At 66.6% G+C, this 24,223-nt stretch carries 27 protein-coding genes; 11 read left to right on the forward strand and 16 right to left on the reverse strand.

Features of this window, described 5'->3' with window-relative positions:
- Entirely contained in the window at nt 1-714 is a 714-nt protein-coding gene (locus TX79_RS06820) for a PHP domain-containing protein (RefSeq protein ID WP_049926628.1), read from the reverse strand.
- A gap of 54 nt (nt 715-768) precedes the next feature.
- On the opposite strand from TX79_RS06820, the gene TX79_RS06825 reads away from it, so the two are divergent.
- The 3 genes from TX79_RS06825 (at nt 769) to TX79_RS06835 (ending at nt 3,207) form a co-directional block, all read left to right on the forward strand.
- Nucleotides 769-1,728, forward strand: coding sequence for a diacylglycerol/lipid kinase family protein (locus TX79_RS06825; RefSeq protein ID WP_049926629.1), 960 nt, complete (start codon nt 769-771; stop codon nt 1,726-1,728).
- 75 nt (nt 1,729-1,803) lie between these two features.
- Nucleotides 1,804-2,364: an NUDIX hydrolase gene (locus TX79_RS06830; RefSeq protein WP_049928311.1), complete on the forward strand. Its 561-nt coding sequence runs from the start codon at nt 1,804-1,806 to the stop codon at nt 2,362-2,364.
- Nucleotides 2,365-2,895: 531 nt separating this feature from the next.
- Nucleotides 2,896-3,207 (forward strand): DUF7853 family protein, encoded by a 312-nt coding sequence (locus TX79_RS06835; RefSeq protein WP_049926632.1) that lies wholly within the window; start codon nt 2,896-2,898, stop codon nt 3,205-3,207.
- A 17-nt stretch (nt 3,208-3,224) separates the two neighbouring features.
- Here TX79_RS06835 and TX79_RS06840 read toward each other — a convergent pair whose 3' ends face one another.
- Both TX79_RS06840 and TX79_RS06845 read right to left on the reverse strand, forming a co-directional pair.
- Nucleotides 3,225-3,530, reverse strand: a complete 306-nt coding sequence (locus tag TX79_RS06840; protein WP_049926633.1) for a hypothetical protein — start codon at nt 3,528-3,530, stop codon at nt 3,225-3,227.
- Nucleotides 3,531-3,645: 115 nt separating this feature from the next.
- Nucleotides 3,646-4,671, reverse strand: coding sequence for a zinc-binding dehydrogenase (locus TX79_RS06845; protein ID WP_049926635.1), 1,026 nt, complete (start codon nt 4,669-4,671; stop codon nt 3,646-3,648).
- A 128-nt stretch (nt 4,672-4,799) separates the two neighbouring features.
- On the opposite strand from TX79_RS06845, the gene TX79_RS06850 reads away from it, so the two are divergent.
- Both TX79_RS06850 and TX79_RS06855 read left to right on the forward strand, forming a co-directional pair.
- Nucleotides 4,800-5,357, forward strand: coding sequence for a MogA/MoaB family molybdenum cofactor biosynthesis protein (locus tag TX79_RS06850; RefSeq protein WP_049926637.1), 558 nt, complete (start codon nt 4,800-4,802; stop codon nt 5,355-5,357).
- Between the two features lies 1 nt (nt 5,358).
- On the forward strand, nt 5,359-6,135 hold the full coding sequence (locus TX79_RS06855; protein WP_049926639.1) for a 5-formyltetrahydrofolate cyclo-ligase: 777 nt from the start codon (nt 5,359-5,361) through the stop codon (nt 6,133-6,135).
- Nucleotides 6,136-6,563: 428 nt separating this feature from the next.
- Here the strand turns inward: TX79_RS06855 and TX79_RS06860 are convergent, their stop codons facing one another.
- Genes TX79_RS06860 through TX79_RS06870 form a run of 3 tightly spaced genes read right to left on the reverse strand, consistent with a single transcriptional unit; the run spans nt 6,564 to nt 9,489 of the window.
- Nucleotides 6,564-6,902, reverse strand: a complete 339-nt coding sequence (locus TX79_RS06860; protein WP_049926641.1) for a DUF7126 family protein — start codon at nt 6,900-6,902, stop codon at nt 6,564-6,566.
- Nucleotides 6,899-7,816 (reverse strand): glutamine-hydrolyzing GMP synthase, encoded by a 918-nt coding sequence (gene guaA / locus TX79_RS06865; RefSeq protein WP_049926643.1) that lies wholly within the window; start codon nt 7,814-7,816, stop codon nt 6,899-6,901. Before guaA ends, TX79_RS06860 begins: the two co-directional genes overlap by 4 nt.
- Nucleotides 7,816-9,489, reverse strand: a complete 1,674-nt coding sequence (locus tag TX79_RS06870; RefSeq protein WP_049926645.1) for a CTP synthase — start codon at nt 9,487-9,489, stop codon at nt 7,816-7,818. The genes guaA and TX79_RS06870 overlap by 1 nt, the downstream gene beginning before the upstream one ends.
- Before the next feature lie 196 nt (nt 9,490-9,685).
- On the opposite strand from TX79_RS06870, the gene TX79_RS06875 reads away from it, so the two are divergent.
- Complete coding sequence (locus TX79_RS06875) at nt 9,686-10,582, forward strand: PH domain-containing protein (protein ID WP_081655503.1); 897 nt, start codon at nt 9,686-9,688, stop codon at nt 10,580-10,582.
- A gap of 33 nt (nt 10,583-10,615) precedes the next feature.
- Here the strand turns inward: TX79_RS06875 and TX79_RS06880 are convergent, their stop codons facing one another.
- The 7 genes from TX79_RS06880 to infB all read right to left on the reverse strand — a co-directional run bounded on the left by TX79_RS06880 (nt 10,616) and on the right by infB (nt 16,976).
- Nucleotides 10,616-12,205 (reverse strand): hypothetical protein, encoded by a 1,590-nt coding sequence (locus tag TX79_RS06880; RefSeq protein WP_049926649.1) that lies wholly within the window; start codon nt 12,203-12,205, stop codon nt 10,616-10,618.
- The gene (locus tag TX79_RS06885; RefSeq protein WP_049926651.1) at nt 12,195-12,572 is read right to left on the reverse strand and encodes a hypothetical protein; all 378 of its coding nucleotides are present in this window, start codon (nt 12,570-12,572) and stop codon (nt 12,195-12,197) included. Before TX79_RS06885 ends, TX79_RS06880 begins: the two co-directional genes overlap by 11 nt.
- A 98-nt stretch (nt 12,573-12,670) precedes the next feature.
- Entirely contained in the window at nt 12,671-13,462 is a 792-nt protein-coding gene (locus tag TX79_RS06890) for a halocin C8-like domain-containing protein (RefSeq protein WP_049926653.1), read from the reverse strand.
- A 256-nt stretch (nt 13,463-13,718) separates the two neighbouring features.
- The gene (locus tag TX79_RS06895) at nt 13,719-14,489 is read right to left on the reverse strand and encodes a transcriptional regulator FilR1 domain-containing protein (protein WP_081655504.1); all 771 of its coding nucleotides are present in this window, start codon (nt 14,487-14,489) and stop codon (nt 13,719-13,721) included.
- 142 nt (nt 14,490-14,631) lie between these two features.
- On the reverse strand, nt 14,632-14,826 hold the full coding sequence (locus tag TX79_RS06900; RefSeq protein ID WP_049926657.1) for a hypothetical protein: 195 nt from the start codon (nt 14,824-14,826) through the stop codon (nt 14,632-14,634).
- A gap of 101 nt (nt 14,827-14,927) precedes the next feature.
- The gene (locus tag TX79_RS19245) at nt 14,928-15,080 is read right to left on the reverse strand and encodes a hypothetical protein (RefSeq protein ID WP_154660471.1); all 153 of its coding nucleotides are present in this window, start codon (nt 15,078-15,080) and stop codon (nt 14,928-14,930) included.
- A 96-nt stretch (nt 15,081-15,176) separates the two neighbouring features.
- Nucleotides 15,177-16,976: a translation initiation factor IF-2 gene (gene infB, locus TX79_RS06905; protein ID WP_049926659.1), complete on the reverse strand. Its 1,800-nt coding sequence runs from the start codon at nt 16,974-16,976 to the stop codon at nt 15,177-15,179.
- 249 nt (nt 16,977-17,225) lie between these two features.
- Here infB and TX79_RS06910 point away from each other — a divergent pair, with 249 nt between their 5' ends.
- Together TX79_RS06910 and TX79_RS06915 are read left to right on the forward strand one after the other, a co-directional pair.
- Nucleotides 17,226-17,471: a PRC-barrel domain-containing protein gene (locus TX79_RS06910; RefSeq protein ID WP_049926661.1), complete on the forward strand. Its 246-nt coding sequence runs from the start codon at nt 17,226-17,228 to the stop codon at nt 17,469-17,471.
- Between the two features lie 4 nt (nt 17,472-17,475).
- Nucleotides 17,476-17,934: an NOB1 family endonuclease gene (locus tag TX79_RS06915; RefSeq protein ID WP_049926664.1), complete on the forward strand. Its 459-nt coding sequence runs from the start codon at nt 17,476-17,478 to the stop codon at nt 17,932-17,934.
- Between the two features lie 36 nt (nt 17,935-17,970).
- Here the strand turns inward: TX79_RS06915 and TX79_RS06920 are convergent, their stop codons facing one another.
- Entirely contained in the window at nt 17,971-19,089 is a 1,119-nt protein-coding gene (locus TX79_RS06920) for a CPBP family intramembrane glutamic endopeptidase (RefSeq protein ID WP_049926666.1), read from the reverse strand.
- A gap of 185 nt (nt 19,090-19,274) precedes the next feature.
- A complete protein-coding gene (locus TX79_RS06925; protein ID WP_049926668.1) occupies nt 19,275-20,579 on the reverse strand; it encodes a hypothetical protein in 1,305 nt (434 codons plus the stop codon).
- A gap of 106 nt (nt 20,580-20,685) precedes the next feature.
- Here TX79_RS06925 and TX79_RS06930 point away from each other — a divergent pair, with 106 nt between their 5' ends.
- Complete coding sequence (locus TX79_RS06930; RefSeq protein WP_049926669.1) at nt 20,686-21,159, forward strand: DUF5812 family protein; 474 nt, start codon at nt 20,686-20,688, stop codon at nt 21,157-21,159.
- Between the two features lie 38 nt (nt 21,160-21,197).
- On the opposite strand, the gene TX79_RS06935 is transcribed toward TX79_RS06930, so the two are convergent.
- Entirely contained in the window at nt 21,198-21,566 is a 369-nt protein-coding gene (locus TX79_RS06935; RefSeq protein ID WP_049926672.1) for a hypothetical protein, read from the reverse strand.
- A 119-nt stretch (nt 21,567-21,685) separates the two neighbouring features.
- On the opposite strand from TX79_RS06935, the gene secF reads away from it, so the two are divergent.
- Complete coding sequence (gene secF, locus TX79_RS06940) at nt 21,686-22,579, forward strand: protein translocase subunit SecF (protein ID WP_049926674.1); 894 nt, start codon at nt 21,686-21,688, stop codon at nt 22,577-22,579.
- A complete protein-coding gene (locus TX79_RS06945) occupies nt 22,579-24,216 on the forward strand; it encodes a preprotein translocase subunit SecD (protein ID WP_049926676.1) in 1,638 nt (545 codons plus the stop codon). Before secF ends, TX79_RS06945 begins: the two co-directional genes overlap by 1 nt.
- Nucleotides 24,217-24,223 lie beyond the last annotated feature (7 nt).

Here is a 24,223-nt window from a genome sequence, read left to right on the forward strand (position 1 = left end):
TCAGTCGTCCGTCTCGCCCGGCGGCGTCCCGACCCCCGGCGTCGGCTCCTCGAGCGCGTCGATCACGCCCTTCTTGCGGTGGACCGTCCGGTAGCCGCGTCTGAGCAGTCGATCGAACGAGGAGCGAGCGACGCGAGCGCGCACCCGGCCGTCGCGGACCGCGTCGACGACCGCCCCGGGCGTGAGCCGGTCGGCGTCGACGATGGTGTAGGCCCGTCCCACCTCGAAGGGGTAGTGGGCGTCGCTGCCGCCGACCAGCGGGAGGTCGCGGCTCTCGGCCAGTTCCTCGACGAGCGGCTGCGATCGGGGGTGTTTGCCGTTGACCTCGATCGCGTCGAAGGGGACGTCCTCGAGTTCGCGGACCGTGCTGTTGCGAAACGGGTGGGCGACGATCGCCACGCAGTCGCGGTCGTGGGCCAGCTCCGCCGCCTCGGCCGGTGTGAGCGCACCGGGCTCCGTCTCCCGGGGCGGGTCCGGCCCGACGACGAGGACGTGGCCCCGGTCGGTCGTGATCTCGATGCCGGGAATCGTCTCGACGTCGCCGGGCGGATCGAGCGGGGTGTAGTAGTCGTGGTTCGTCGTCGCGACGCCCTGGAGACCACGCCAGGCGGCCGCTCCGGCGAGTAGTCGGACGCCGAGCGGGTCGAAGCGGTCGCCGAGGGAGCGGCGACCGTGGAAGAAGCGCGTGTGGGCGTGCAGGTCGATGGCGTACACGAGAGCGCATACGCCGGGCAGGCCCTTTTGCGCACGGCCGGCGTTTCCCGCGGCATGGGATCCGATGCGAGCGACGGCCCCGGCTCGAACCCCTCCCGCGTCCTCGTGCTCAATCCGGTCAGCGGGAGCCAGGATCACGTCGACGACGCAGTCGAACTGGCGGGCGAGTACGGCTTCGAGGTCCGACGAACGGAGGAGGGCGGCGACGCCGAGCGGTTCGCCGAGGCGGCGGCCGACGAGGCCGACCTGATCGCCGCCGTCGGCGGCGACGGCACCGTCAACGAGGTCGTCAACGGCGTCGTCAACGCGGACGCCCTCGAGTCGACGACGGTCGCCGTCGTCCCAGCCGGGACGGGCAACAACTTCGCGACGAACGTCGGGATCGAGGGCCTCGAGCACGCGTTCGAACTGATCGAGGACGGTCGCCGCCGCGCGATCGACCTCGGATTCGCCAACGGCCGGGCGTTCGTCAACTCCTGTATCGGCGGCGTCACCGCCGAGGCCAGCGCCGAGACCTCCGCGGAGAGCAAGCGCGAACTCGGCGTGCTCGCGTACGTGAAAAACACTCTCGAGACCGTCCGGGAGTTCGACTCGCTTAGACTCGGCGTGGAGACAGCACCGGGACCGGACGACGAGCGGCCGCATCGCTGGGAAGGAGAGGCGCTGTTCGTCCTCGTCGGCAACTGCCGGCGGTTCAACGGGACGCGAACCGCCCAGGCCGACGTCGAGGACGGCTTCTTCGAAGTTACCGTCGTCGAGGACGCGGCGGCCACGGAACTGCTGGGCGACGCGGCCCTCGAGGGACTGTTCGGGAACGGGAGCCGCCTCGTTCGGCGGCGGACGCCGTCACTGGCCATCGAGAGCCGCGATCGGGCCGTCGAGTACAGCCTCGACGGCGAGTTGCTCGAGACCGACGCGCTCGATCTCGAGACGCACGCGGGCGCGCTCGAGGTCGTCGTCGGCGACGGCTACCAGCCGGATCCCGACCAGGGCTGGCCGCTCGAGACGACGTAGCGATCGTTGCCGAACGAACCGCGCCGACGACCGCGGGTCGATACTGGTTTCAAAGTCGTCTACGATGAGGTCGATATGAGCACGCACGACGACGGCCCGGTACACGAGAACGCGGGCCAAGACGTGATCGCCGTCGACGCCGACGACAACGAACTCGAGGTCGTCAACCGGCTCGAGGCCCACACGGGCGAGGGCATCCGCCACCGTGCGTTCACCTCGCTGGTCTTCGACGAGGACGACAACATCCTGCTCGCCCAGCGCGCGCCCGACAAGCGCCTGTGGGGCACCTACTGGGACGGTACCGTCGCCTCCCACCCCGTCGAGGGCCAGAGCCAGGAAGAGGCGACCCGGGAACGGCTCGAGGAGGAACTGGGCATCACGCCCGACCAGTACGACGACCTCCGGCTGACGGACCGCTTCGAGTACAAGCGCTACTTCGAGAACGCTGGCGTCGAACACGAGGTCTGTGCCGTCCTCAAACTGACCCTCTCCGACCGCAGCCTCGAGCCGAACGAGGAGGAGGTCGCCGGCCTCATGTGGGTCCCCTACGAGCGACTCCACACCCACCCCGAGTGGTACCGACAGCTTCGCCTCTGTCCCTGGTTCGAGATCGCCATGCGCCGCGACACCCGGTAGTCGGTTCCTGTACTTCCTGCCGAACGTTCAGTCCAGCCCGTGTAAGTATCGTTCCGTCCTACCCCACCAGCCTGCGGTGGCGCGTGCTATCGAGCGGCCGACCGAGAGGGAGGTCGCTCGATGAAACCGCGCGAGGGATGAACGAGCGACTAGTGCGGGACCGAGGTCCCGCATACCATGCGAACGGGCACAACGTGCCCGTGAGCAGACGACGGGAGCGAGTGAATCGGCTGGGGAGGGTGTGGCCACTCCCCGTGTCCACGATAGCAGAACGCTTCAATTCGACATCCTCCGTTCGACCTCACCGTTCAGTGTCACGTAGGCCAGAGAGAGCGGACCGACCTCCCGCTACCAAGCTTTTCCGAGCCGTCAGACCGTCCAGACCGCTACATCGCCCGGAAACGAGCCCGGAAACGAGCCCGCGGATCGACCGACGGAACGCCGGTGGCGCGTGGTACCACGCAACAAGGCTTATTAGCACCCCCTTCGTAGCGTCGGGTGAGGACCGACGGAATCGGTCCGTGTGACGCAATGAGTTCCCCAGCACCGGAACCCGAGACGCACGAGGTGACGCTCTCCAGAGAAGAGCAGTGGGTCGTCCACCACGCCCTGACGACCCGGATCGACGAGGCCATCGACGCCGACGAGGAGCCGCCCGAGTGGGCGCTCGAGGCCCTCGACGCGATCGAAGCCGGCCGGGAGACGTTTACCGGCCGCCAAGCGACGGCACTGGTCGACCTGCTCGAGCGCTATCTCGACGAAAAGCCAGTTCCGGAGTCCGACAGCGTCCACGGATCGGCCGTCCGCGACCGACTCGAGGACACCCTCGAGTCCCGAGCCTGAGCGCCGTTTTCCTCGCGTCAGGGACGCGTCGTCGCCCAGACTGCCGTCAACGCGAGTAGCAACGCGGGAAACAGCGGCAGGATGATCAGCGCGAACCGGTACTCGACGTCCGGCGGAATCAGGAGTATCAGGCCCGGCGCGATAATGAACGCGAACACGATGACGCCGACGAGGAGCCAGCCGCGCCAGTCGAACTCACGGTCGGCCGTCGCGGGGTGGGCCGGGTCGTCGACCCAGTCGTCGCCCTCGTCGTCCCGCCGAGCGCCGTCCTCGTCGAAATCCGACGGATCGTGCACGTAGCCGCCGTCGTCGCTCGAACTCACGCCGGGTAGTTGCGACTCCCGTGTGAAAGCAGTCACGGTTTGGGACCGACTCCCAGGGGACGTGGGTCGTCCTCGAGCGCGCACGGCACCGACCGGGACGCGATACTGCCCCCGCCTAGCGTTCGCTGTCCGGCCGCACGACGACCTTGCCGAACCCCTCGCGGTTCTCGATGATCTCGTGGGCGCGCGGGGTCTCGCTCATCGGCAGTTCCTCGCGGATGGCCGGCTCGAACGTGCCGTCCCAGACCAGTTCCATGACGTCGTCGACCTGGTCGGGCGTGGCCATCGTCGAGCCGATGATCTGGAGCTGTTCCCAGAAGATCCGCGGAATGTCCGTCTCGGGCCTGCCGCCAGCGGTGCCGCCGCAGGTGACGAGTCGGCCGCCCTTGGTGAGGCTCTTCAGCGAGTCGCGCCAGGTCGGCTCGCCGACGTGTTCGACGACGACGTCGACGCCGCGGCCGCCGGTCTCGTCGTATACCCAGTCGGCGAAGTTCTGCTCCTCGTAGTTACAGACGTAGTCCGCCCCGTGATCCTCGGCGTACTGGAGTTTCTCCTCGGTGCTGCCGGTGGCGTACACCTCCGCGCCCGCGTAGTCGGCGATCTGGAGGGCCGCGTGGCCGACGCCGCCGCTGGCCCCCAGCACCAGCACCGTCTCGCCGGCCTCGAGGTCGGCGCGGTCGATCAGCATCCGCCAGGCGGTCTGGAAGACCAGACAGCTCGAGCCGGCGACCGTCCAGTCGACGTCCTCGGGAACCGGAATCAGGTTCTCCTCGGGGATGGCGGCGTACTCGGCGTGGATGCCGGGGACGTGTTCCCCGATGATGTAGTAGTTCGGGTCCATCGTCGGATCGTCCAGCCGCAGGTCGCCACAGCCGGCCGAGAGCGCGACGCGGTCACCTTCCTCGAACCGGGTGACGTCCTCGCCGACCGCCTCGACGATTCCCGCACCGTCACTGCCCGGGATGTGAGGCATCTCGAGGTCAAGACCGGGCATCCCGCGGCGCGTCCAGATGTCCAGGTGGTTGAGCGCCGCGGCCTTGACGTCGACGAGGACCTCGCCGCGCCCGACCTCCGGGTCCGGATACTCGTCGTACTCGATGACGTCGGTGTCGCCGTGCTCGCTGAATTGGACAGCCTGCATACAGGTGGGTAGACGGAAACGCGAGCCATAACGGTTGGGTCACGGGGCGCTCGGACGTCGTTCCGATCGACGATCGACGCCCGCCGCGACCGGCCAGCGTTTTATTCGTGGACTGACGACACGGTCGTATGGACGAGTCCAGCGCACGCGCGGGCACCGAGTCGGCCGACGAGCGTACGGCGTCGGCCGAGGAGGGGCTCGGAACGGGGCTGATCACGATCTCGACGGACCGGTCGCTCGACACCGACGCCGCCGGCGAGCGGATCGAGACGGCGTTGGCCGAGGCGGGCCACGACATCGTCACGCGCGAACACGTCGTGAACGACCACGACCGCGTCCAGTCGATCGTGCTGCGGATTATCGACCGGGAGGACGTCGACCTCGTGATCACCGCCGGCGGGACAAGCATCGAACCCGACGACGTGACCATCGAGGCCACGGAGCCGTTGCTCGAGAAACACCTCTCGGCGTTCCCCGAACTGTTCACCCAGCTAGCCTACGACGCGGTCGGCACGCGGGTGGTCGCCGCGCGAACGCTCGCGGGCGTCGCCGAGGGGACGCCCGTGTTCTGTCTCCCCGGCAACGCCGACGCCGCCGGACTCGCGACCGAGGAGATCATCCTGCCCGAGGCGACGCATCTGACGACGCTCGCGGCGGTCGACGAACCGGACGAGGAGGACGAGTGAGATGAGCAAGCCGGTCGAGAAGGACGCGATCCGAGAGCGCGTCTGGGACGACCTCGAGGACAGCGGCGTCGCGCGCTTCCCGTTTCCGCCCCACGGGCGCATCCCGAACTTCGAGGGGGCGAAGCGGGCGGCCGAGCGACTGGCCGACCAGCCCGAGTGGACGGCCGCCGAGACGATCAAGGCGAATCCGGACGCGCCCCAGTTGCCGGTCCGCAGGCGCGCACTGCGGGAGGGGAAGACGGTCTACATGGCCGTGCCGCGCCTGCGGGACGAGCAGTGTTTTCTAAAACTGGACCCCGCCGAACTCGAGGACTACGACGCGGCGACGACGGTCTCGGGGTCTGCGGAACACGGCGAACAGGTCGGCCCCGACGCCGTCGAGGGGATCGATCTGATCGTCTCCGGTAGCGTGGCCGTTCGCGCCTCCCGAGGAGACGGGGCGAGCGGCGAGAGAAGCGAGCAGGACGGCGCTCGCATCGGCAAAGGGGAGGGCTACAGCGATCTCGAGTACGCCATCCTGCGCGACCTCGGGTTGGTCGACGACCGGACGCCGGTCGCGACGACGGTCCACGAACGCCAGGTGATCGACGACCCCGTCGACACCGGGGAACACGACGTCCCGATGGATCTGGTCGTGACGCCGGAGCGGGTCCTCCGCCCCGACGGCGGCGACCGGCCCGACGGCGTCGACTGGACGTTGCTCTCCGAGGACCGACTCGAGGAAATCCCGGTGCTCCGGCGGCTTCGCGACGCGATCGACTGGACGGGAGACGGGTAAGGGAGCCACGGTGGCTCCAGCGGACGACTGCGCGGTCGACCCGTCGGTCCGTCGTCAGAAACGAACTCGAGGCGGAACGTCCGCCCCGAGCGCCAGAACCGCAGGACGCGACGCGGACGTATGGAGGTCCGCGTCGAAACGGTATGGCAATGGTGGGGGGAAGGGTGCTGTGGTGGGATTGCTGGAAGTCACGGGAACAGGCGTGGGGTGCCTCGGTGGGGTCTGCCCGTCGACCTCCATCCGATGAAAGGGCCGGGACCCACTTGAACGGGGATGACGGTATACCGTTCTTACGACGAATTTCCGCCAAATTAACCCGAGTTCAATCGGCCGATAACAGCAGTCTAACCGTTTATACCCGGAACTATCGGAATAACTGGTGATTTCTCACGATCGATAGCGCGAGTCGCGGCAACGAGCCGGACGTGTTAGGCGAGCAACTCCTCGGCGACCATGCTCGCGTCGACCAGTCGCGGATCGACCGCCAGGTCGAGTTGGGCCGTGACGAACTCCGGAACCGTCTGGCGGTCGTAGACGACGGTCCGGAGGTCCTCGTTCAGGTCACAGACGATCGGAATCGTCGTCGCCTGGCCGACGTCGGTGAGCACGTAGAGGTCGGCCTCGAGAATCCCCGCGTCCTCGAGTTGCGGCCGGGAGATGACGCCGTCGACGCGCGTGACGTCCACGCCCTCGGCCTCGAGCGCCGAGCCGATGTCGTCCTCGTCGGGGCCGGCAACGATCGCCTGCGTTCCAGTTGCGTCGCTCATTCGTACTCGATGGTCGCGGGCGGTTTGTGCGTCACGTCGTAGACGACGCGGGCGACGTTCTCGTTGGTCCCGGTGATGCGCGACTGGATGCGCTGGAGGGTCTCCCAGTCGATCTCCTGGGCGCGGGCGGTCATCCCGTCCCGGGAGTCGACCGACCGGACGGAGACGACCCAGCCGTGGACCCGGTTGTCGCCCTTGACGCCCGTCGCCTTGCCGATCACGGCCGCGAGCGCCTGCCAGGGCTCGTACTCCTCGAGTTCCTCCTCGACGACGTGGTTGGCCTCGCGGGCGACCTCGAGTTTCTCCTCGGTGACCTCGCCGATGACGCGGACTGCGAGGCCGGGGCCGGGGAACGGCATCCGCTCGGCGACGATCTCCTCTAATCCGAGGTGGCGGGCGACCTCGCGCACCTCGTCCTTGTAGAGGTCGCGGACGGGTTCGACGATCCCCTCGAAATCGACGACCTCGGGGAGGCCGCCGACGTTGTGGTGGGATTTGATCCCGCCCTCGCTCTCGATGCGGTCGGGGTAGATCGTCCCCTGCACGAGGTAGTCCGCGTCGGCGTCTTTCGCCTCGCGCTCGAACTCACGGATGAACTGCTCGCCGATAACCGACCGCTTCTCCTCGGGATCGGTAACGCCCTCGAGGGCCTCGAGGAACCGGTCTTTGGCGTCGACGACCCGCAGCGACTCCATGTAGTCGAACGTCTCGCGGATCTGGTCGGTTTCTCCCTTGCGCATCAGCCCGGTGTCGACGTAGACCGGCGTCAGTCGGTCGCCGATGGCCTCGTAGGCTAAGGCGGCGGCGACCGAGGAGTCGACCCCGCCCGAGAGGGCGATGACGGCGTTCGCGTCGCCGATTTCCTCGTCGATCTCTGCTACTGCCTCCGGAACGAACGTCTCTGTCTCGACCATCAGTGGGTTACCTCCGTTTCGGCGTCGTCGTCCGTATCGGTGTCGCCGGCCGGCGACTGCTCGAGGATCGCCTCGACCAGTCCCAGGAAGGGCGGACTCGGCTGGCCCGGCCGGGACGTGTACTCGGGGTGGAACTGCGTCCCGAGGAAGTAGGGGTGGGCCTCGTGTTCGAGGATCTCCATGCGATTTCCGGCGGTGCCGGAGAAGGTCAGCGGCTCGTCCTCGAAGTGCTCGAAGTACTCGGGGTTGACCTCGTAGCGGTGCCGGTGGCGCTCCGAACACGAGGTGTCGCCGTACAGGTCGTACGCGAGCGTCTCGGGTTCGATGACGGTCGTGTGCTCGCCCAGCCGCATCGTCCCGCCCATGTCCTCGACCTCGTACTGCTCGGGCAGGATGTCGATGACGGGATGGGGCGTGTCCTCGTCCATCTCAGTGGAATGAGCGCCCTCGAGACCCAACACGTTCCGGGCGTACTCGACGACGGCCATCTGGAAGCCCAGACAGAGCCCCAGGAAGGGAACGTCGTTCTCGCGGGCGTACCGGACCGCGCGGATCTTCCCCTCGGTGCCGCGCATCCCGAAGCCGCCGGGGACGATGATCCCGTCGACGGCCTCGAGTTGGTCGTCGTACTCGTCGGCCATCCCGTCGGCGTGGACCCAGTGGACGTTCACGTCGACCCCGAGTTCGAAGCCGGCGTGTTTCAGCGACTCGTGGATCGACATGTACGCGTCCTCGAGATCGTACTTGCCGACGAGCGCGACGTCGACCGCGCCCTCTTTCTCGGTGGTGACGATCTCGCGCCACTCGTTGGCCCGTTCGCCTTTCGGCAGGGCCTCGTCAGCCAGCCCGAAGTGCTCGAGGACGTACTGGTCTAACCCTTCGTCCTCGACCATCAGCGGAACGTGATAGACGTCCTCGACGTCCGGGTTGGAGAACACCGCCTCGGTCGGAATGTCACAAAACAGGGCGATCTTCTCCTTGGTTTCGGGCTCGAGGCGGTCCTCACAGCGGCCGACGATGACGTCGGGCTGGAGGCCGATCGAGCGGACCTCCTTGACCGAGTGTTGCGTGGGCTTGGTCTTCTGTTCGCCGTTTTTCGAGTAGGGGACGAGCGTGACGTGAGCGAAGAGAATGTCGTCGTCGTCCTCCTCGTGGGCGAACTGTCGCAGCGCCTCGAGGTAGGGCATTCCCTCGATGTCGCCGACGGTGCCGCCGACTTCGACGATACAGACGTCGGTTCCCTCGGCGGCCTCGCGGATGCGGCGTTTGATGTCGTCGGTGACGTGGGGGATGATCTGGACCGTCTTGCCGAGGTAGTCCCCGGCGCGTTCGGCCTCGATGACGTGCTGGTAGGTCTTGCCCGTCGTGATGTTGTGGTCCGAGGTCATGTCGACGTCGAGGAACCGCTCGTAGTTCCCCAGATCGAGGTCGACCTCGCCGCCGTCTTTCAGGACGTAGACCTCGCCGTGTTGGTAGGGGTTCATCGTCCCCGCGTCGACGTTCAGGTACGGGTCGATCTTGACGGCGGTAACGTCGAACCCGGCGTTTTTCAGGAGTCGGCCGGTGCTGGCGGCCGTGATCCCCTTGCCGAGTCCCGACATGACGCCGCCGGTGACGAAGATGAACTTGTTCCCCAACGTGGGGTCATAATGGGTGTCCGAGTCCGTCGGCATACCGAGTGTCCGCGCGACCGGTTGAAAACGATTTCGGGACCGTACCGGCTCCGACAGTCCTTGTCACTCCCGGCCGAACGCCCTCGAACCTGCCCCTTCCTCCCGCTCGCGTTCCGCGCAACGCCGCAGCACCGAATCGTTCACCTGGAGGACGACCGTATTTATTTTGTGGCCGGCGCTCGAACGTGTGCATACTGTGTCATCTCACGGACGCGCACCGCCCCTCGAAGTGGACACCCCCGACATCGGCTTCCAGGCCGGCTTCGGGTTCTATCTCGGCGTCGTCGTGGTCGGCGTCGCAGCGATCGCGGGACTGGCCGCCGACGTGTCGACCGCGACGCTGCTTGGCGTGCTGCCGACCGCGCTGACGGTCGTCACGATCGCCGGCCACGTCATCGCGAGACGAAGCCACGGTCTGCCCGAGCGGATCGGCCGCTCCCGCTGGCGACGAGCTGCCTGTTACGTGCCGCCGCTCGCGTTCGCCGTCACGTTGTTCGCTGCCACCTTCGAACTGATCGACCCCGGGACCCGGATCTACCTCGTTACGGTCGTGTTCGCCCTCCTGTCGGCCCCCGCGGCATACGGGATCGACCGCATGTCCCGCAACCGGTACGTCGAGGCGGCCACCGCCGACGAACCGGTGGCGACCTGGCAGTACCACCCGGTAGGGCTTCTCTCCGGCCGGACGTCTTTCACCGTCGTTGTCGGTCTCCTGATCGGTCTCGGGATTCTCGGTGCCCTGCTGGGACGTCTCAGAGCGTTGTTGTGGCCGGTCTACGGCGTCGTCATGCTGGTCTCGACTCGGCTCGGCCGGCGGAACGCGGCCGACTCGAGCGGTCGATGGAACGTACCGACGCTCCGGGCACACCGGGCCGGACTGGTCGTCCAGCGACCCTTTGCGCGAACGCTCCTCCCCTGGGACGCTATCGAAGACGTCCGCCTGACCGACGACGAACTCGTCCTCGAGCGCAGACGCCGGTTCGACCTCCACTGTGATCGGGACCCAATCGACGATCCGGAGGCAGTGTGCGAGGCGATCGAACGCACCCGCGCCGGAACCGTCGACCCGATCGGTGCCTCGAGTTCCGTCTGACCCTCCCTCTCCCTCGGCCGTGGACGACGCTCGTCACGCTATCTCGTATCGGCCGAATCTGTCCGTCGCGTACCGGAGCGAGAGTCCGGCCACCACGACACAGGTCCCGAACAGCGCGATCCCACCCCACGTCCGAATCGCCTCGGTGGAGACGGACGGGACGACGATCCGGAACGCCGACGGCAAATACACGAGGAGTAACCCACCCAGCCCGGCGACGCCGACGAGAAACGAGTAGCTCCCGATGACGCCGAGATGCGGGGTCGTGACGGTCCGACCGTCCGCCCGCGTCGATCGATGCGTCGCGGGGACCAGAGAACCGAGACCGCTGGCCACCGTCGTCGCCCAGATCGAGAGCAACGCCGTGAACCCGAGCAGCGTCGCCGTCTGCGATCCCGTGATCGGTCCGGCGATTCCCGCCAGGCCGATCAGGAGCGACGCCGGCGGAAGCGTGACCGCCAGTCCGGCGAGCATCCGACCGAGGACGAAACAGCGCGTGGGAACGGTCGCCAGGGCGAGTTGCGAGTACATCGGTGCGCTATCGCCGATCGGATTGAGACAGAAGAGGGCACCGGCAGTCCACGCGGTCACAACCGACAGAAGCGGCGGGGCGACCAGCAGTGCGACCTCGAGCGGTTCCCCGATGAAAGAGACGACCGTCGGGAGCAACACGAAGGCAGCGACGAAGACGTGGCCCAGGCGTGCGGGGTTTCGGACGCCACGGAGCAGCTGTACCCACGCGACGTGAACCGACGGGAACCGACCGGTCGGGAGCCAGCCGCCACGGACCGACGTCGTCGACTCGGAGTCGCTGGATCGATCGGGGAGCCACCAGACCGTGGGCGTGACCGCCCGGATCGCCCCGAGAAACGCGAGCGGAAGCCCGACCGCGACGACGATCGATCCCGCAACACGCGGGTCGAGCAGCGGCCCCGCCGACGAACCGAGAAGCGCGAGACGTGCGTACAGTGAAACCGGTGCCTCGAGGACGGACGTGGCGTCCGCGACGGCCGACGGAACCCGATCGATGGCGAGCATCGCCGCCGCGACGAGGGCTGCGACGAGAGCGTACCGAACGCGGCGGTCGATCCACCGGAGCGTCGGCGTCACGAGCAGTCCGAGGAGATAGCTACCGAGGACGCACGCGAGGAGGAACGCGGCGAGGGTCGCCCCGCCGGTGAGGACGAGCGCCGGCGAACCCGCTCCGAGAGCGAAGACGGACCAGACGGCGATCAGCGGCCCGCCCAGAACGAGCGTGACCCGAACGTACTCCGCGAGGGCCAGCCCCGTTGCGACGTCCGGCGCGGAGACCGCAAGCAGGACGAACGCCGGTTCGTCGGGATACCCCACCTCGAGGATCGTCCGAAGCACGACGAGAACGACGACGACACCGCCCAGTACGGACAGTTGTCCGGTGAGAAGTTCGGCGAGGGGAATCGGCGACTCGCCGACGGACCACGCCCGACCGTACCGATACACGGCTCGAGCGCCGTAGTACCACGCCGGCGTCGTGACGAGCAGGCCCGCGAACAACAGCAACAGTCGCCGTCGCTCGGCCGCCAGCCGACGGCCGCTACGGCGGAGCGCGACCGACCAGATTCGTCGGACGTGACTACTCCCCATGCTCGTCGGAGCCGTTCAGGCCTGCGACGTCGCCGAAGACCGGTATCGAGACGACGACCCAGACGCCAGCAGCGACGACGACCAACGCATCGCTCGTCGTGATCGGTGCGAGAACTGCCGTGAGTCCCGCCGCGAGGAGTGCTCCTAACCCCCCGCCTGCGAGGGATCGCGGCTGGTGATCGAGTACCACCAACCCGATACCGTAACAGACGGCGGACAGGACCGCGAAGCCGGCCGCGATCCCGTTCCACGCCGACACGTCGGCGACGGAGAGACCGTACAGGACGAGTCCACAGAGGGCGAGGAGTACTCCGTTCCCGACGACGAGTTTATTCGACGTCAGTAACTCGAGGCGGCTTCGAGGCATCCGACATCAACCAATATTTCATTATCGGTCGGCGAGCAAATATATTTCGGTTATTGGGCTGGTGTGCTGGCTCAGCGGGGAGGACCGTTGGAACGGCGTCAACAGAGGCCGAGTTGCGGGTGGGAACAGATGTCTTCGGCGGGGGAATCACAGCCGATGGCCGCGATCGCCGTACAGGCGGCCTGTGTGAACGTGAAGCACGCGCCACCAGCGATAATACCGAGTCCGGAAAGGACGCCACAGATGAAGGCCGTCGACGCACCACAACCGATCTGGCAGATCTGCGTTACGGCGAGTTTACAGCCCGAACACCCGATGTCGAACGCCGGTGCGACGGCGTCCGTCGACTCGAAGACCGACTCGTCCGCGTCGAACTGTATCTCGTGGACCGACTCCTCCATCCCGTCCAGCCCATCGACGACGCGGGCGGTGATCGTTCCTTCGACGTCGTCGACGGAGTCGACGTCCGCGGGCGATCGGTCGAAGGATTTCTCGACGTACTCGAGGGACGCGATGGTCACCCGCTGTGAATCGAGCGACCGACCGATCGTGAGGTGCGCTTCGTCGGCGTCCGCGTCCGTAATCGGAACCGAAACGAGTTCGAGTCGCTCGTCACCGGTTACCGTTCCGGCAGTGATGTCGTCGCCGAGCGAACCGCCGCGCTCGAGAACAGCCCGCTCGAGGCGCTCGAACTCGTCGGTCTCCCGGAGCCGTTCGTACAGCCGCGTCGCTTCCGCACCCGTAACTTCGTCGAACCCGGCCGGACGCTCCGCACTGACGGCGGGAACGCCGATACCGGTAAACGCAGCGGTCGCAGCGCTCATTCTGAGGACGTTTCGACGGTTGAACGACGCGTCGGCCGAATCCGCTTCGTCGTGGTGATCTGTCATTGGGTATCGACCCCGGGCGCGGCTACCATACACGATCGATTATAGTTACTCGCTGATCGAATTTCACGCATCGAAACACGATTCAGCCGCTGCATCCCCTCGACGGGCCGGCTGAGATCGACACCGACGGACTCGAGCGTGAGTGATCGACACCGACGGACTCGAGCGTGAGTGATCGACACCGACGGACTCGAGCGTGACCGACGATGGGGGTGGAGCCATGCAGTGGTCGAACCGTCGACCGTCGGTCGGGCGCTCACTGCGAAGGCTGCTCGGCGAACCGTCTGGCCGATGCCTTCTTCGACTCCGCGTACGACGCAAACCAGCGTCGCAGTTCCTCGTTCGAACAGTCGATACAGACCCGCCCGGATCGGTCCGCGTCGTAGAGGATGGCCAGTGCGTTCCGTTCCGAAAGAACGAGCCCAATCGAAAGGTCTCCGGAATAGACGTAGAGATCGTCGGGAGCGACGGCTTTCAGCCATCGATCGGTCGTGACGTGGGATTCGAACGCCGATTCGACGATCACGTCGACGGCGTCGTTCGCCTCGTACAGGTCCTGATGAACGTCGGTGAAGAGGGAGTTCACGATCGGATCGACGATGTAGCTCGGCTCGATCGATCGACTGGCGGCCTGTTCCCGATAGTAGAGGACGGGTGCGTGTGGCCGTTCGTCGGTTGGGACCACGATCGTACTTTCGGAAAGCGGCTGAAGCGGCGGTTCGTTTCCCGGATCGAATCGCCGAAGGACGGGTTCCGTTTCGAGGACCTGTTCGACGCGTGTGATGGCGTGGTCGTACGTCTCGAGGATTATCGCCCCCGCAGCGGTCAGATGATACTCCCCATCACGTTTCGTGATCCACCCGTGCGTCTCGAAATCGCTGAGGATTCGCTGGACGGTCGCTCGCGAAATGGAGTACCGATCGACGAGTTCTGAGGGGGTGCTCGGCCGCTCGTCGATCGCTTCCAGGAGCAGCGGACGATTCGCAGATCGGGTCAAATACGATAACCGATCGTGGCACGAACTCATATCTCTCGCTCTAACGGGTTTATTTTTCTAATTTTTGGTTAATATATTATGTTCCGTTGGAAGACGTATTCGTCGTGGACGGAAGCGACGACGGATACCAGATTCACACCCCCGTGAGAGTACCCGCGAGGCCGGCTTCCCGTCACCCGTCCCGTGATGTCGCCCTGTCCGTCGATCGGTTGGCTCTCGAGAGGACGAGCCACTGCGGAATCGCAAACACCAGTAACAGCACGCTCAGCAGGACGAACACTTCGAGTGCCCGGATCGCCAGACTGTAGACCAACCCGACGGCGACGCCCGTGTAGACGGTCGCCAGCAGCCAGCCGAGTTGGTGCATGCAAAACCGTTCACATTCGGAAACGATAAGATCACTGGCCAGTCCTCGCCACCGATGGTGATCGGGTCAACCGGCGATCGATAGCTGTGGACCCGGCGGTATCAGGTCATGACCGAGGTCTCCTGCAACTCCCCGTCTTTGAACCGCCAGACGACCTCCTCGTCGCAGACGGTGCAGTAGGTCTCCTCGGTGTCGTAGTTGTCGCCATACGAACACGAACCACGGGGGGACGGCGAGAGCGGCAGCGAACTCATCGTTCGGCTCCTCGAAGGGTCAGCGAACGGGCAAACCGGCACGCTCGAGGGGCGTCGGGGGACGTCGACGGGGACGGGTGAGGGCCGGACCCTGACTCACTTGCCCCAGAACGGATCGCGATTGCGCTGTTTCTCGAGGTACATGTTCAGCGCCTCGAGTTCGTCGCCGGGGATCTCGTCGGTGAGTTCCTGCTCTAAGATCTTGGCGTGTTTCTCTGGGATCTCGGTCCAGAGGCGGTCGCCCTCCTCGATGTCGCGGCCGACCGTGGGGCCGTCGATGGCGACCGAGACGCGGTCGCCGTTGCGGGCCTCGTCGATGTCCTCGCCCTGTTCCTGGATGCCCTTGATCCCGCCGACGCGTTCGGGTTCGTTACCGTCGAACTTCACGACCTGGGTGTTGTTCTGGAGGGTCCCGGCGTCGACCTCGACGCCGACGACCGCAGGGTCGTTCTGGCGGAAGGTGTGATCCGGCAGGATCCGGAACCGGGCGGGCCGGGTGATGTTCTCGAGGATGGTGTCCTGCTGGGCCTGTTCGATCTCCTCGACGAACGCCTCGTACTCCTCGACCACCTGGTAGATGACCGCATCGGTGAAGATGGTTACGTCGTCCTGTTCGGCGCGTCGCTCGGCGTCGTCGAGCACGTCGACGTTGAACCCGAGAATGACCTGCTGTTTCGGATCGTCGGCCGTCGAGGCCACCGAGACGTCACGTGGCGCGACGTCGCCGACCTCCGCGCGGACGATGGGGACCTCCGCTTCTTCGAGCGCGTCGGCCATCGCCTCGAGGCTCCCCAGGGTGTCGGCCTTGACGACGACGCCCTCCTCGGCGGTGTCGACGGCGATATCGGCGAGTTCGGCCCGGACCTCCGTGATGACCTCCTCGAGGTCGCGGTCGCGGACGACACGGACCGGCGCGCCGGCCATCGCCTCGTCCAACTCGGGCGCGGCGACCTTGATCCCGGCCGCTGCGCTGACCTCGTCGACTTTCTCGAACCGGCTCTCGGTGCGGATCTCCTCGAGCGGCCGGGGCTGGAGCAGCGCGCGGACGTCGGTGACGATCGGGTCGTTCTGCCCGCCGACCACGATCTTGTCGTCGGCCCGGATCGTCCCGTCGTAGAGGACGATGTCGATCGTCGTCCCGAAGCCCTTCTCCTCTTTGACCTCGAGGACGGTGCCGACCCCCGGTCCCTGGACGTCGATCTCCATCTCCTCTTTCATGTACCGCTGGGACAGCCCCATCATCACCGCCAGCAGGTCCGGCACGCCCTCGCCGGTCATCGCGGAGACGGGGACGACGCCGACGTTGCGCTGGAAGTTCTGGACGCGCCAGTAGAGGTCGGCGGAGAAGCCCTCGTCCGAGAGGTTGCCGATGATCTCGTACAGTTGCTCGTCGAGGCGGGAGGTGACGCGATCGGACTGTCGCTCGTAGGTGTCGTTGATCGGCGAGTTCTCGTTGGCGTCCCACCCTGGCACGGTATCGATCTTGTTCGCGGCGACGATGAAGGGCGTCTGGGAACGTTTGAGAATGTCGAGCGCCTCGAGCGTCTGGGGCTGGAAGCCGTCGTTGACGTCGACGACGAGGATGGCGATGTCCGCGAGAGCACCCCCGCGAGAGCGAAGCGTGGTAAAGGAGTGGTGTCCCGGCGTGTCGATAAAGAGCAGGCCGGGCAGGTCGAAGTCGTCCGGATCGACCAGATCACCCGCGATCGAGGAGACGACGTCTAGCGGGACGGCCGTAGCGCCGATGTGCTGGGTGATAGCGCCTGCTTCGCCCTCGATCACCGCTGAGCCACGGATCTTGTCGAGGAGACTCGTCTTCCCGTGATCGACGTGTCCGAGGACGGCGACGATCGGGGTCCTGAGAGATGTGGGGTCGCGCGTATCGGTATCCGACATGGTGAACCACCCGAGAAGGTCTTGCCTAGAGCGTCCGCAGGACGGTAGTTAAACCCATCGTCATGCGTGCTGGCTGCGATGGCCCACTGCGTGGATCGAGCGCCCGCACGCGATCGGTTACTTCGGCCCCGGAGGCAGGTTTCGGTCCCGGACGCAGGGACGGGGTACGTCCCCCGTCGAAATCGCGGCCGTCGCGGTTTGTTGCGCGTCCCCGTGGTTTTTAATACCGACTAGTCAGTACGGGGTAGCATGAGCGAGATACTCGCCGAAAACCTCTCGGGCAAATCGGTCATGGGCTCGGACGGAACCGAGCTCGGACTCCTCTACAACATCACGATGGACGTCAAATCGGGCAAACTCCACGATCTCATCGTCGACCCCGACGAGGAGGTACCGACGCACAAGATCGACTTCGACGTCGACGAAGACGGTCGCTTTCGCGTCCCCGTCAACCGCGTGCAGGCGGTGAAAGATTACATCGTCGTCAAGCGTTAACGATATGTACGTCCTCGATTCTTCGGCGTTTATTCACGACTTCCACACGTCAGAACAGACTGCGACCATCCCGCTCGTTCGTGACGAGCTCGAAGACGAAAGCGCCTACCGCTACGACGCGATGGAAGGCTCCGGGATGCACATCCACATTCCGAACGACGACACCACGGAGAAAGTCGAGCGGGCCGCCCGCGAGTCGGGCGACCTCGAGGTACTCTCGGAAACCGACGTGCGCCTCATCGCCGCGAGTTTCGAACTCGACGGCGTACTGGTCACGGACGATTACGCGATGCAAAACGTCGCGGAGAAGCTAAACGTCGACGTCGAAGTGATCGCCCGAGAGGGAATCGACGAGCAACGCCACTGGAACTACCAGTGTCAGGGCTGTGGACGGGAGTTCGACGAGGAGAAAGACCGCTGTCCGATCTGTGGCACCGGCGTCGCGCGGAAGAATCCCCAGTAAGTAGCCCACACTCCAGTTCGACGTTCCCGGCGGCCGTTAGATACCGGCGATTAGCAGGAACTGCACCGCGTTGAACACGCCGTGTGCCAGCGCCGGGACGAGCAGGTTGTCCGTCCGTTCGTAGATCGTCCCCAGCACCAGCGACAGCCCGAAGATCATCGTCAGACTGGCGAGTATCTCCCCCGGACCGGCGGTCGCGTACGCCAAGAGGTGGACGGACGCGAAGACGAGGCTCGCGGCGACGACCGCACCGTACCGCGAGAACGTCTCGTAGAGCGACTTCTGGACGACGTTCCGGTACACGAGTTCCTCGAACGGGCCGACGATCAGCACCATCGCGGGCAAGATGACGAACAGCAGTTCGGGGTTCTGCTCGGCCTCGAGGACGGTCCCGTGGTCGGCAGTCTCGACGCCGGCGGCGGTCATCACCAGCGACGCCCCGATCAGCAGCCCGAACAGGGCGAGGACCCCCGCGATCATCCAGCCGGCGTCTCGGAGCGTCGGCAGCCGGAGGTCGACGAACGATCGATCCCGATCGGTCACCAGGAGGTAGCCGCCGGCGACCGCGCCGAGGCCGACGGCGATCGAGAGGTAGTTCAGCAGTTCGAACCCCAGCACCGAAGGTTCGCCGAACAGCACCAGCGTCGGCACGGCGAGCAAGTCGAGTGCGATATCCATCGAGAGCAGACCAACCGCGCCGACGACGAAGGTTTCGACCAGCCGTATCGCGCGCCTGCGGAGGCCACGACCGGTCAGGCCCGCGTACTCTGCCACGCCGATGCCGACGACCGCGACCCCGACGAGAAACGCCCCGAAGACGAACGAGAGCGACTGCTCGAGTCCGGGTACGACCACCGATCCCGTCGCGCCGACGTTGATCGCGTAGACGGAGCACGCGACGACCGCCAGGCCGGATCCGGCCGCGAGGAGGCCGCCGATCGATCGCTCGAGAACGCCCTGGCGTCGACCGAGGAACGCGGCCGTCGCGAGCGCGGCGAACCCGGCCGCGAGCAGCACCGGGAGGGCGTCCGTGCCGTCTCGAATCGGTACGCCGATCGCGACGAGTAATACCGCAGCGAGGACGAGACCGACCCCGGGGACGACGGTCGCATCCGGGTCGGACGACGGCGTCTCGTCCAGCGTCGCTTCTGTCATCACGATAGTGTTCTCGCGGGGATAAATAGGCCCACCGTTTCCAGAGGTGGGACCGGCGACGGATTCGGCGCGAGGAGTCGATACCGACCGAACGCTCGAGGTGGCATACGAACCGCCGTAACGAGTGCCCGGCGCAACCGCACCATAGTCGAGGTTGCGACGGGAGCGATTGACGGCGGTTCGTATCAGCGATCGACGCGGAGTTCGGTCTTCTCGGCGACGGCGTCGGCTTCTTCGAACTCCCCGCCACCCAGGAGGCCGCGAGTCGCCTTCTTCGCCCACTCGACGGCCGGCTGGTCGAACGTGGAGACGCCGTAGAGTTCGCCCGCGAGGACGCAGGCCGCCTCCATGCCGTACAGGAGTCCGCCGAGTTCGGTGGCGTCGACGCGCTCGAGTTCGATCCGGACGTTGGGCCGGCCGGCGGCCGCGAGGCTGGCCTCGGTCGCCTCGAACTCCGCCTCGAGCAACTCACCGAGGCCCGAATCGCCCAGGTAAGCGAGGGCCGCGACGTCCGTCTCGGGGATCGGACGCGTCTCCCGGTCCCGCGGCGTGACGAAGGTGACGAGTTTGTCCCGCGGGCCGGCTCGATAGAGCTGGAGCTGGGAGTGCTGGTCGGTCGCGCCCAGCGCGCGGACCGGCGTCTGCCCGAGTTCGTCCTTGCCGAGGCTCTCGGCCCAGAGCTGGGCGAACCACTCGGCGAACGTCTCGAGCGACTCCGCGTAGGGCATCACGGCGTTCGCGGCGGCCCCCCGCTGGTCCAGCGCGTAGCTCGTCGCGCCGTAGGCGTAGGCCGGACACTCGAACAGCGATCCCGAAAGCGTCTCGCGCTCGGCGGCGGCCCCCTCGAGCAACGCCTCGAGATCGAGGTCACAGACCGCAGCGGCGACGAGACCGACGGGCGACAGCGCGGAGTAGCGCCCCGGCACGCCATCGGGGACCGAAAGCGCGGGGAGGTCGTGGCGGTCGGCGAGGTCCCGGAGCGGGCCGGACTCGCCGGTCGTGACGATCGTTCGCTCGGTCCAGTCGACGCCCGCCGACTCGAAGGTCTCGCGGACCACGAGGAAGTTCGCCAGCGTCTCGGCCGTCGTCCCCGAGCGGGAGACGACGTTGATCGCCGTCCGTTCGAGCGGCAGCGAGTCGAGTCGGCGCGAGACCCACGCGGGATCGACGTTGTCGAGGAACACGGTTTCGGTGCCGTCGCCCGCCGCCTCGAGCGCGTCGACGATGGTCGCCGCGCCGAGGGCGCTGCCGCCGATCCCGACCGTGATCAACGCTTCGCAGTCGGCGACCGGCTCGACGGCCGCCCGGATCTCGTCGGGGTCCGTCCGTTCCGGCAGGTTCAGCGCCTCGTAGCCGTGCTCCGCGTTCGCCATCCCCTCGGCGATGCGCTCGTGGGCCTCGGCCACCCGGCCGTCCAGGCGCTCGAGGCTCGCCCGCGAGACGCCCGGCGAACTGACCGACGCCAGGGCGTTCCCGATGTCGACGTCCATGTGCGAGTGGGCGACGGCTCGCGGTAAAGGCGTTCCGTCATTCGCCGAACGGGCGGCGCGCGGCCGAGGCGAAACCCGGAAAACCGCGCTGTGCCTACGACCGACCATGAGCGAAAAGACGGGTACGTTCGTCGTCACCAACGCCGAGGCGGAGTCGGCGGTCCTCCGCGACGTCGAGACCAGCCAGGTCCACACCCTCGGATCGAACCCCGGCCTCGAGGTCGACGACGTCCTCGAGGCGACCGTCGCGCCGGAACCACCGCTGGAAGTGACGTGGCAGGTGATCGAGATCGAGAACCGACGGCGGATCGAACTGGTCGACAGCGACCTCGAGCCGACCCAGCACGCGAAGGAACTCGCTGGCGACGCCGAGGTCGGCGACCTCGTCACCGAGGAGCGGGCCGGCACCGGCGAAATTCACGTCCTCCCGCTGCCGGGCGAGGAGGTCGAGTCGGCGGCCGAGGACGTCCTCGCGGACGAGGAGACGATCGCCCGCGCGGCGCGGCTGGACGCGGTCCGCGTCGAGGTCCGTCGGTCGGTCGATGACGGCGTGTTGAGCGTTCGCTACCTGCCTGACTGACCGCGACGAGCCGACGGCCTCGAGCCGGCGAACCGATCTCAGGGCCGATCCGGGCCGTCCTCGCTCTGGACGAGCCAGCCGCCTTCGATTCCGCAGGCCTCGCGGACCGCGTACTCGATTTCGGTCGACTCGTCGATCCGGGTCCCGCCCTCGAGCCGTTCGACTCGCAGCGGGACGTCCAGCGAGTCGCCACAGCAGCCGACGCCGACGAACTCCTCCCAGACGTCGCCCTCGCGGGCTCGATCGCGGGTTCGCCGGAGGAACGCGCGGAACGAGGGTTTCTCGACCTGAAAGCGACCCCAGTCAGAGAGGTCAGCGGGGTAAGAGACGACGACGCGTGCGGCCGTCGACACCTCGTCGTCGCCTCGGGACCTCGCGTCCGCGTCGTGACGTGATTCACCCGACATTCGGTGTGGATACGGCCCGGAGACGGTTAAACGACGCGCGTCGACGGTATCGTTCACGCCGGGAAGATACTGGAGAAATTGAGAAGGCTTACTTTGGGGGGTCCCCAGTGGTCCGATACATGGGGTCTTTCGACGTACCGGAAGTCAACTACACCCGGTACAGTAACCGCCAACTCGCAGCCGTGCCGCTCGCGGTTCTCGCGGTCGCCGTGCTGGTGTTGAGCGGGTCGTTTCTGATCTACGGAACGCCGGTGGAGCTGGGAATGGACTTCGCCGGCGGTGCGGAACTGACGGTACAGACGACCTCCTCGGAGGAGGCCATCCAGACCGCGTTCGACGTCGAACCGGACTCGATCCAGGCGGCGTACTCGCCCGACGCGGACAACCAGTACATCGTGCAGTTCGCGGGACTCGAGCAGTCCGAGATGCAGGACCTCGCCAACCAGGCCCGGGACAACCTCGATGCCGATGGAGACGCGGAGATCGTCCAGCAGGAGTCGACGGCGTCGCCGAGTTTCGCCGCACAGACCCAGCAGACGGCGTTGCTCGGGCTCGCCGTGGCGTTTCTCGGGATGAGCGTCATCGCCTTCCTGCTGTTCCGGACCTTCGTGCCGTCGATCGCGATCGTGGTGTCGGCGTTCTCCGACATCGTGATCCCGCTTGCGTTCATGTCGATCGCCGGCATTCAGCTCTCGCTGGGGACCGTCGCCGCGCTCCTGATGCTGATCGGCTACTCGGTCGACTCGGACATCCTGTTGAACAACCACATCCTCCGACGGGAGGGTGACTTCTACGAGAGCACCCGCCGCGCGATGCGGACGGGGATCACGATGACGCTGACGTCGATGATGGCGATGCTCGTGATGGGCGTCGTCGCGTACTACTTCGGCGTCGAGTTGCTGGCCTCGATCGGGATCATCCTCTTCGTCGGCCTCGCCGCCGACCTGATGAACACCTACATGTTGAACCTGAGCATGCTGCGGTGGTACAAGTTCCACGGGGTACGATCATGATGGGGCCGAAGGCGTTTCTCAAGGAGTACTGGCGGATCCTGATCATCGTCTTCTTCCTCAGCTTCGCGCTCGTGGCGCTGTTCATCCCGGGCGGCATCTTCGCCGAGGAGTCGATCGCGGACGACGACGCCGTCGACCAGGGGCTGACGAACCTCGAGTACGGCCTCGGCCTCGAGGGCGGCTCACGCGTTGCCGCGCCGCCGACCGGAATGATGGTCGACGACCTCGACATCGAACCCGGCACCGACCACGAGGTCGAGTCGGCGATCCTCGAGTACGACTACGAGAACGCGGACCTCGAGGGGGCCGACGCGCGGGTGCTCTACCACCAGGACGACGGCGAGTACACCGCCGAAGTGTTCACCTACAACGTCACCCAGGCGGAGTTCGCCGACGCGCTCCAGTCGGCCGGCCTCGACGTCACCGAGGACGACGTCGAATTCGACGTCACCGACCAGACCCGCGAGGAGATCGTCCAGACGCTCGAGTCGCGGATCAACGAGGGCGGCCTCGACGGGGGCCAGGTCTACCAGGAGTCGACGCTCGACGGCACCACCTACATCGTCACCGAGGTGCCCGGCATGGACGCCCAGGAACTCCGGGACATCCTGACCGCCCGCGGCGAGGTCCGGATCGACGCCTACCACCCCGACGGCGAGGGCGGCCAGACCAACACCACGGTGCTGGAAGGCGACGAGATCGCCGACCCCGGCATGGCGTCGTTCAACAACCAAGAGGGGTACCACTACGTGCCCGTGACCATCGACGGCACCGAGGGTCCCGACGGAACGAGCCCTGCCGAGGAGTATCAGTCGGCGATGGTCGACCTCGGGTTCACCGGCGAGGGGCAGGGCCGGTGTGCACAGTCGGTGTACGACCGGGATACCGGCGAGTTCTCCGACGATCACGCCAATCCCCAGTGGTGTCTGCTGACGGTCGTCGACGACGAGGTGGTCGACGCCCACCCGATGGGGTACGACCTCGCCCAGAGCATGGCCAGCGGGCAGTGGGTCCACGGGCCGACGTTCGAGATGATCGTCCCCACCCAGCAGGACGCCCACCGGCTCTCGGTCAATCTGAACTCGGGGTCGCTGACCGCGCCGCTGGATTTCAGCCAGGAACAGGTGTTCTCGCTCGAGCCGGCGCTCGCGGATCAGTTCAAGCTCTACTCGCTGATCATCGGCGGCCTCGCGGTGTTGACCGTCAGCGGGATGGTCTTCCTGCGCTACCGGAACCCCAAGGTCGCGGTACCGATGATCCTCACCGCTTCCGCCGAGGTGGTGATACTGCTTGGCTTCGCGGCGGCGATCCGGATGCCGCTCGACCTCTCTCACGTCGCCGGCTTCGTCGCCGTCGTCGGGACCGGGGTCGACGACCTGGTCATCATCGCCGACGAGGTGCTAGACGACGGCCAGGTGAACTCGAGGCGGGTGTTCGAGTCGCGCTTCCGGAAGGCGTTCTGGGTCATCGGCGCGGCGGCGGCGACGACGATCATCGCGCTCTCGCCGCTGGCCGTGTTGAGCCTGGGCGACCTGCGCGGGTTCGCCATCATCACGATCCTCGGCGTCCTGATCGGCGTCTTCGTCACCCGGCCCGCCTACGGGGACATCCTCCAGCGGCTGCTGACGGACCGGTAACTCCCCG

It is taken from the genome of Halopiger goleimassiliensis (assembly GCF_000455345.1).
Taxonomy (GTDB): Archaea; Halobacteriota; Halobacteria; order Halobacteriales; family Natrialbaceae; genus Halopiger_A; species Halopiger_A goleimassiliensis.

Coding starts and splice junctions, on each gene's coding strand:
- TX79_RS06825 (WP_049926629.1), top strand. CDS start 769: ATGGGATCCGATGCGAGCGACGGCCCCGGCTCGAACCCCTCCCGCGTC.
- TX79_RS06830 (WP_049928311.1), top strand. CDS start 1,804: ATGAGCACGCACGACGACGGCCCGGTACACGAGAACGCGGGCCAAGAC.
- TX79_RS06835 (WP_049926632.1), top strand. CDS start 2,896: ATGAGTTCCCCAGCACCGGAACCCGAGACGCACGAGGTGACGCTCTCC.
- TX79_RS06845 (WP_049926635.1), bottom strand. CDS start 4,671: ATGCAGGCTGTCCAATTCAGCGAGCACGGCGACACCGACGTCATCGAG.
- TX79_RS06850 (WP_049926637.1), top strand. CDS start 4,800: ATGGACGAGTCCAGCGCACGCGCGGGCACCGAGTCGGCCGACGAGCGT.
- TX79_RS06855 (WP_049926639.1), top strand. CDS start 5,359: ATGAGCAAGCCGGTCGAGAAGGACGCGATCCGAGAGCGCGTCTGGGAC.
- TX79_RS06860 (WP_049926641.1), bottom strand. CDS start 6,902: ATGAGCGACGCAACTGGAACGCAGGCGATCGTTGCCGGCCCCGACGAG.
- guaA (WP_049926643.1), bottom strand. CDS start 7,816: ATGGTCGAGACAGAGACGTTCGTTCCGGAGGCAGTAGCAGAGATCGAC.
- TX79_RS06870 (WP_049926645.1), bottom strand. CDS start 9,489: ATGCCGACGGACTCGGACACCCATTATGACCCCACGTTGGGGAACAAG.
- TX79_RS06880 (WP_049926649.1), bottom strand. CDS start 12,205: ATGGGGAGTAGTCACGTCCGACGAATCTGGTCGGTCGCGCTCCGCCGT.
- TX79_RS06885 (WP_049926651.1), bottom strand. CDS start 12,572: ATGCCTCGAAGCCGCCTCGAGTTACTGACGTCGAATAAACTCGTCGTC.
- TX79_RS06890 (WP_049926653.1), bottom strand. CDS start 13,462: ATGACAGATCACCACGACGAAGCGGATTCGGCCGACGCGTCGTTCAAC.
- TX79_RS06895 (WP_081655504.1), bottom strand. CDS start 14,489: ATGAGTTCGTGCCACGATCGGTTATCGTATTTGACCCGATCTGCGAAT.
- TX79_RS06900 (WP_049926657.1), bottom strand. CDS start 14,826: ATGCACCAACTCGGCTGGCTGCTGGCGACCGTCTACACGGGCGTCGCC.
- TX79_RS19245 (WP_154660471.1), bottom strand. CDS start 15,080: ATGAGTTCGCTGCCGCTCTCGCCGTCCCCCCGTGGTTCGTGTTCGTAT.
- infB (WP_049926659.1), bottom strand. CDS start 16,976: ATGTCGGATACCGATACGCGCGACCCCACATCTCTCAGGACCCCGATC.
- TX79_RS06910 (WP_049926661.1), top strand. CDS start 17,226: ATGAGCGAGATACTCGCCGAAAACCTCTCGGGCAAATCGGTCATGGGC.
- TX79_RS06915 (WP_049926664.1), top strand. CDS start 17,476: ATGTACGTCCTCGATTCTTCGGCGTTTATTCACGACTTCCACACGTCA.
- TX79_RS06920 (WP_049926666.1), bottom strand. CDS start 19,089: ATGACAGAAGCGACGCTGGACGAGACGCCGTCGTCCGACCCGGATGCG.
- TX79_RS06925 (WP_049926668.1), bottom strand. CDS start 20,579: ATGGACGTCGACATCGGGAACGCCCTGGCGTCGGTCAGTTCGCCGGGC.
- TX79_RS06930 (WP_049926669.1), top strand. CDS start 20,686: ATGAGCGAAAAGACGGGTACGTTCGTCGTCACCAACGCCGAGGCGGAG.
- TX79_RS06935 (WP_049926672.1), bottom strand. CDS start 21,566: ATGTCGGGTGAATCACGTCACGACGCGGACGCGAGGTCCCGAGGCGAC.
- secF (WP_049926674.1), top strand. CDS start 21,686: ATGGGGTCTTTCGACGTACCGGAAGTCAACTACACCCGGTACAGTAAC.
- TX79_RS06945 (WP_049926676.1), top strand. CDS start 22,579: ATGGGGCCGAAGGCGTTTCTCAAGGAGTACTGGCGGATCCTGATCATC.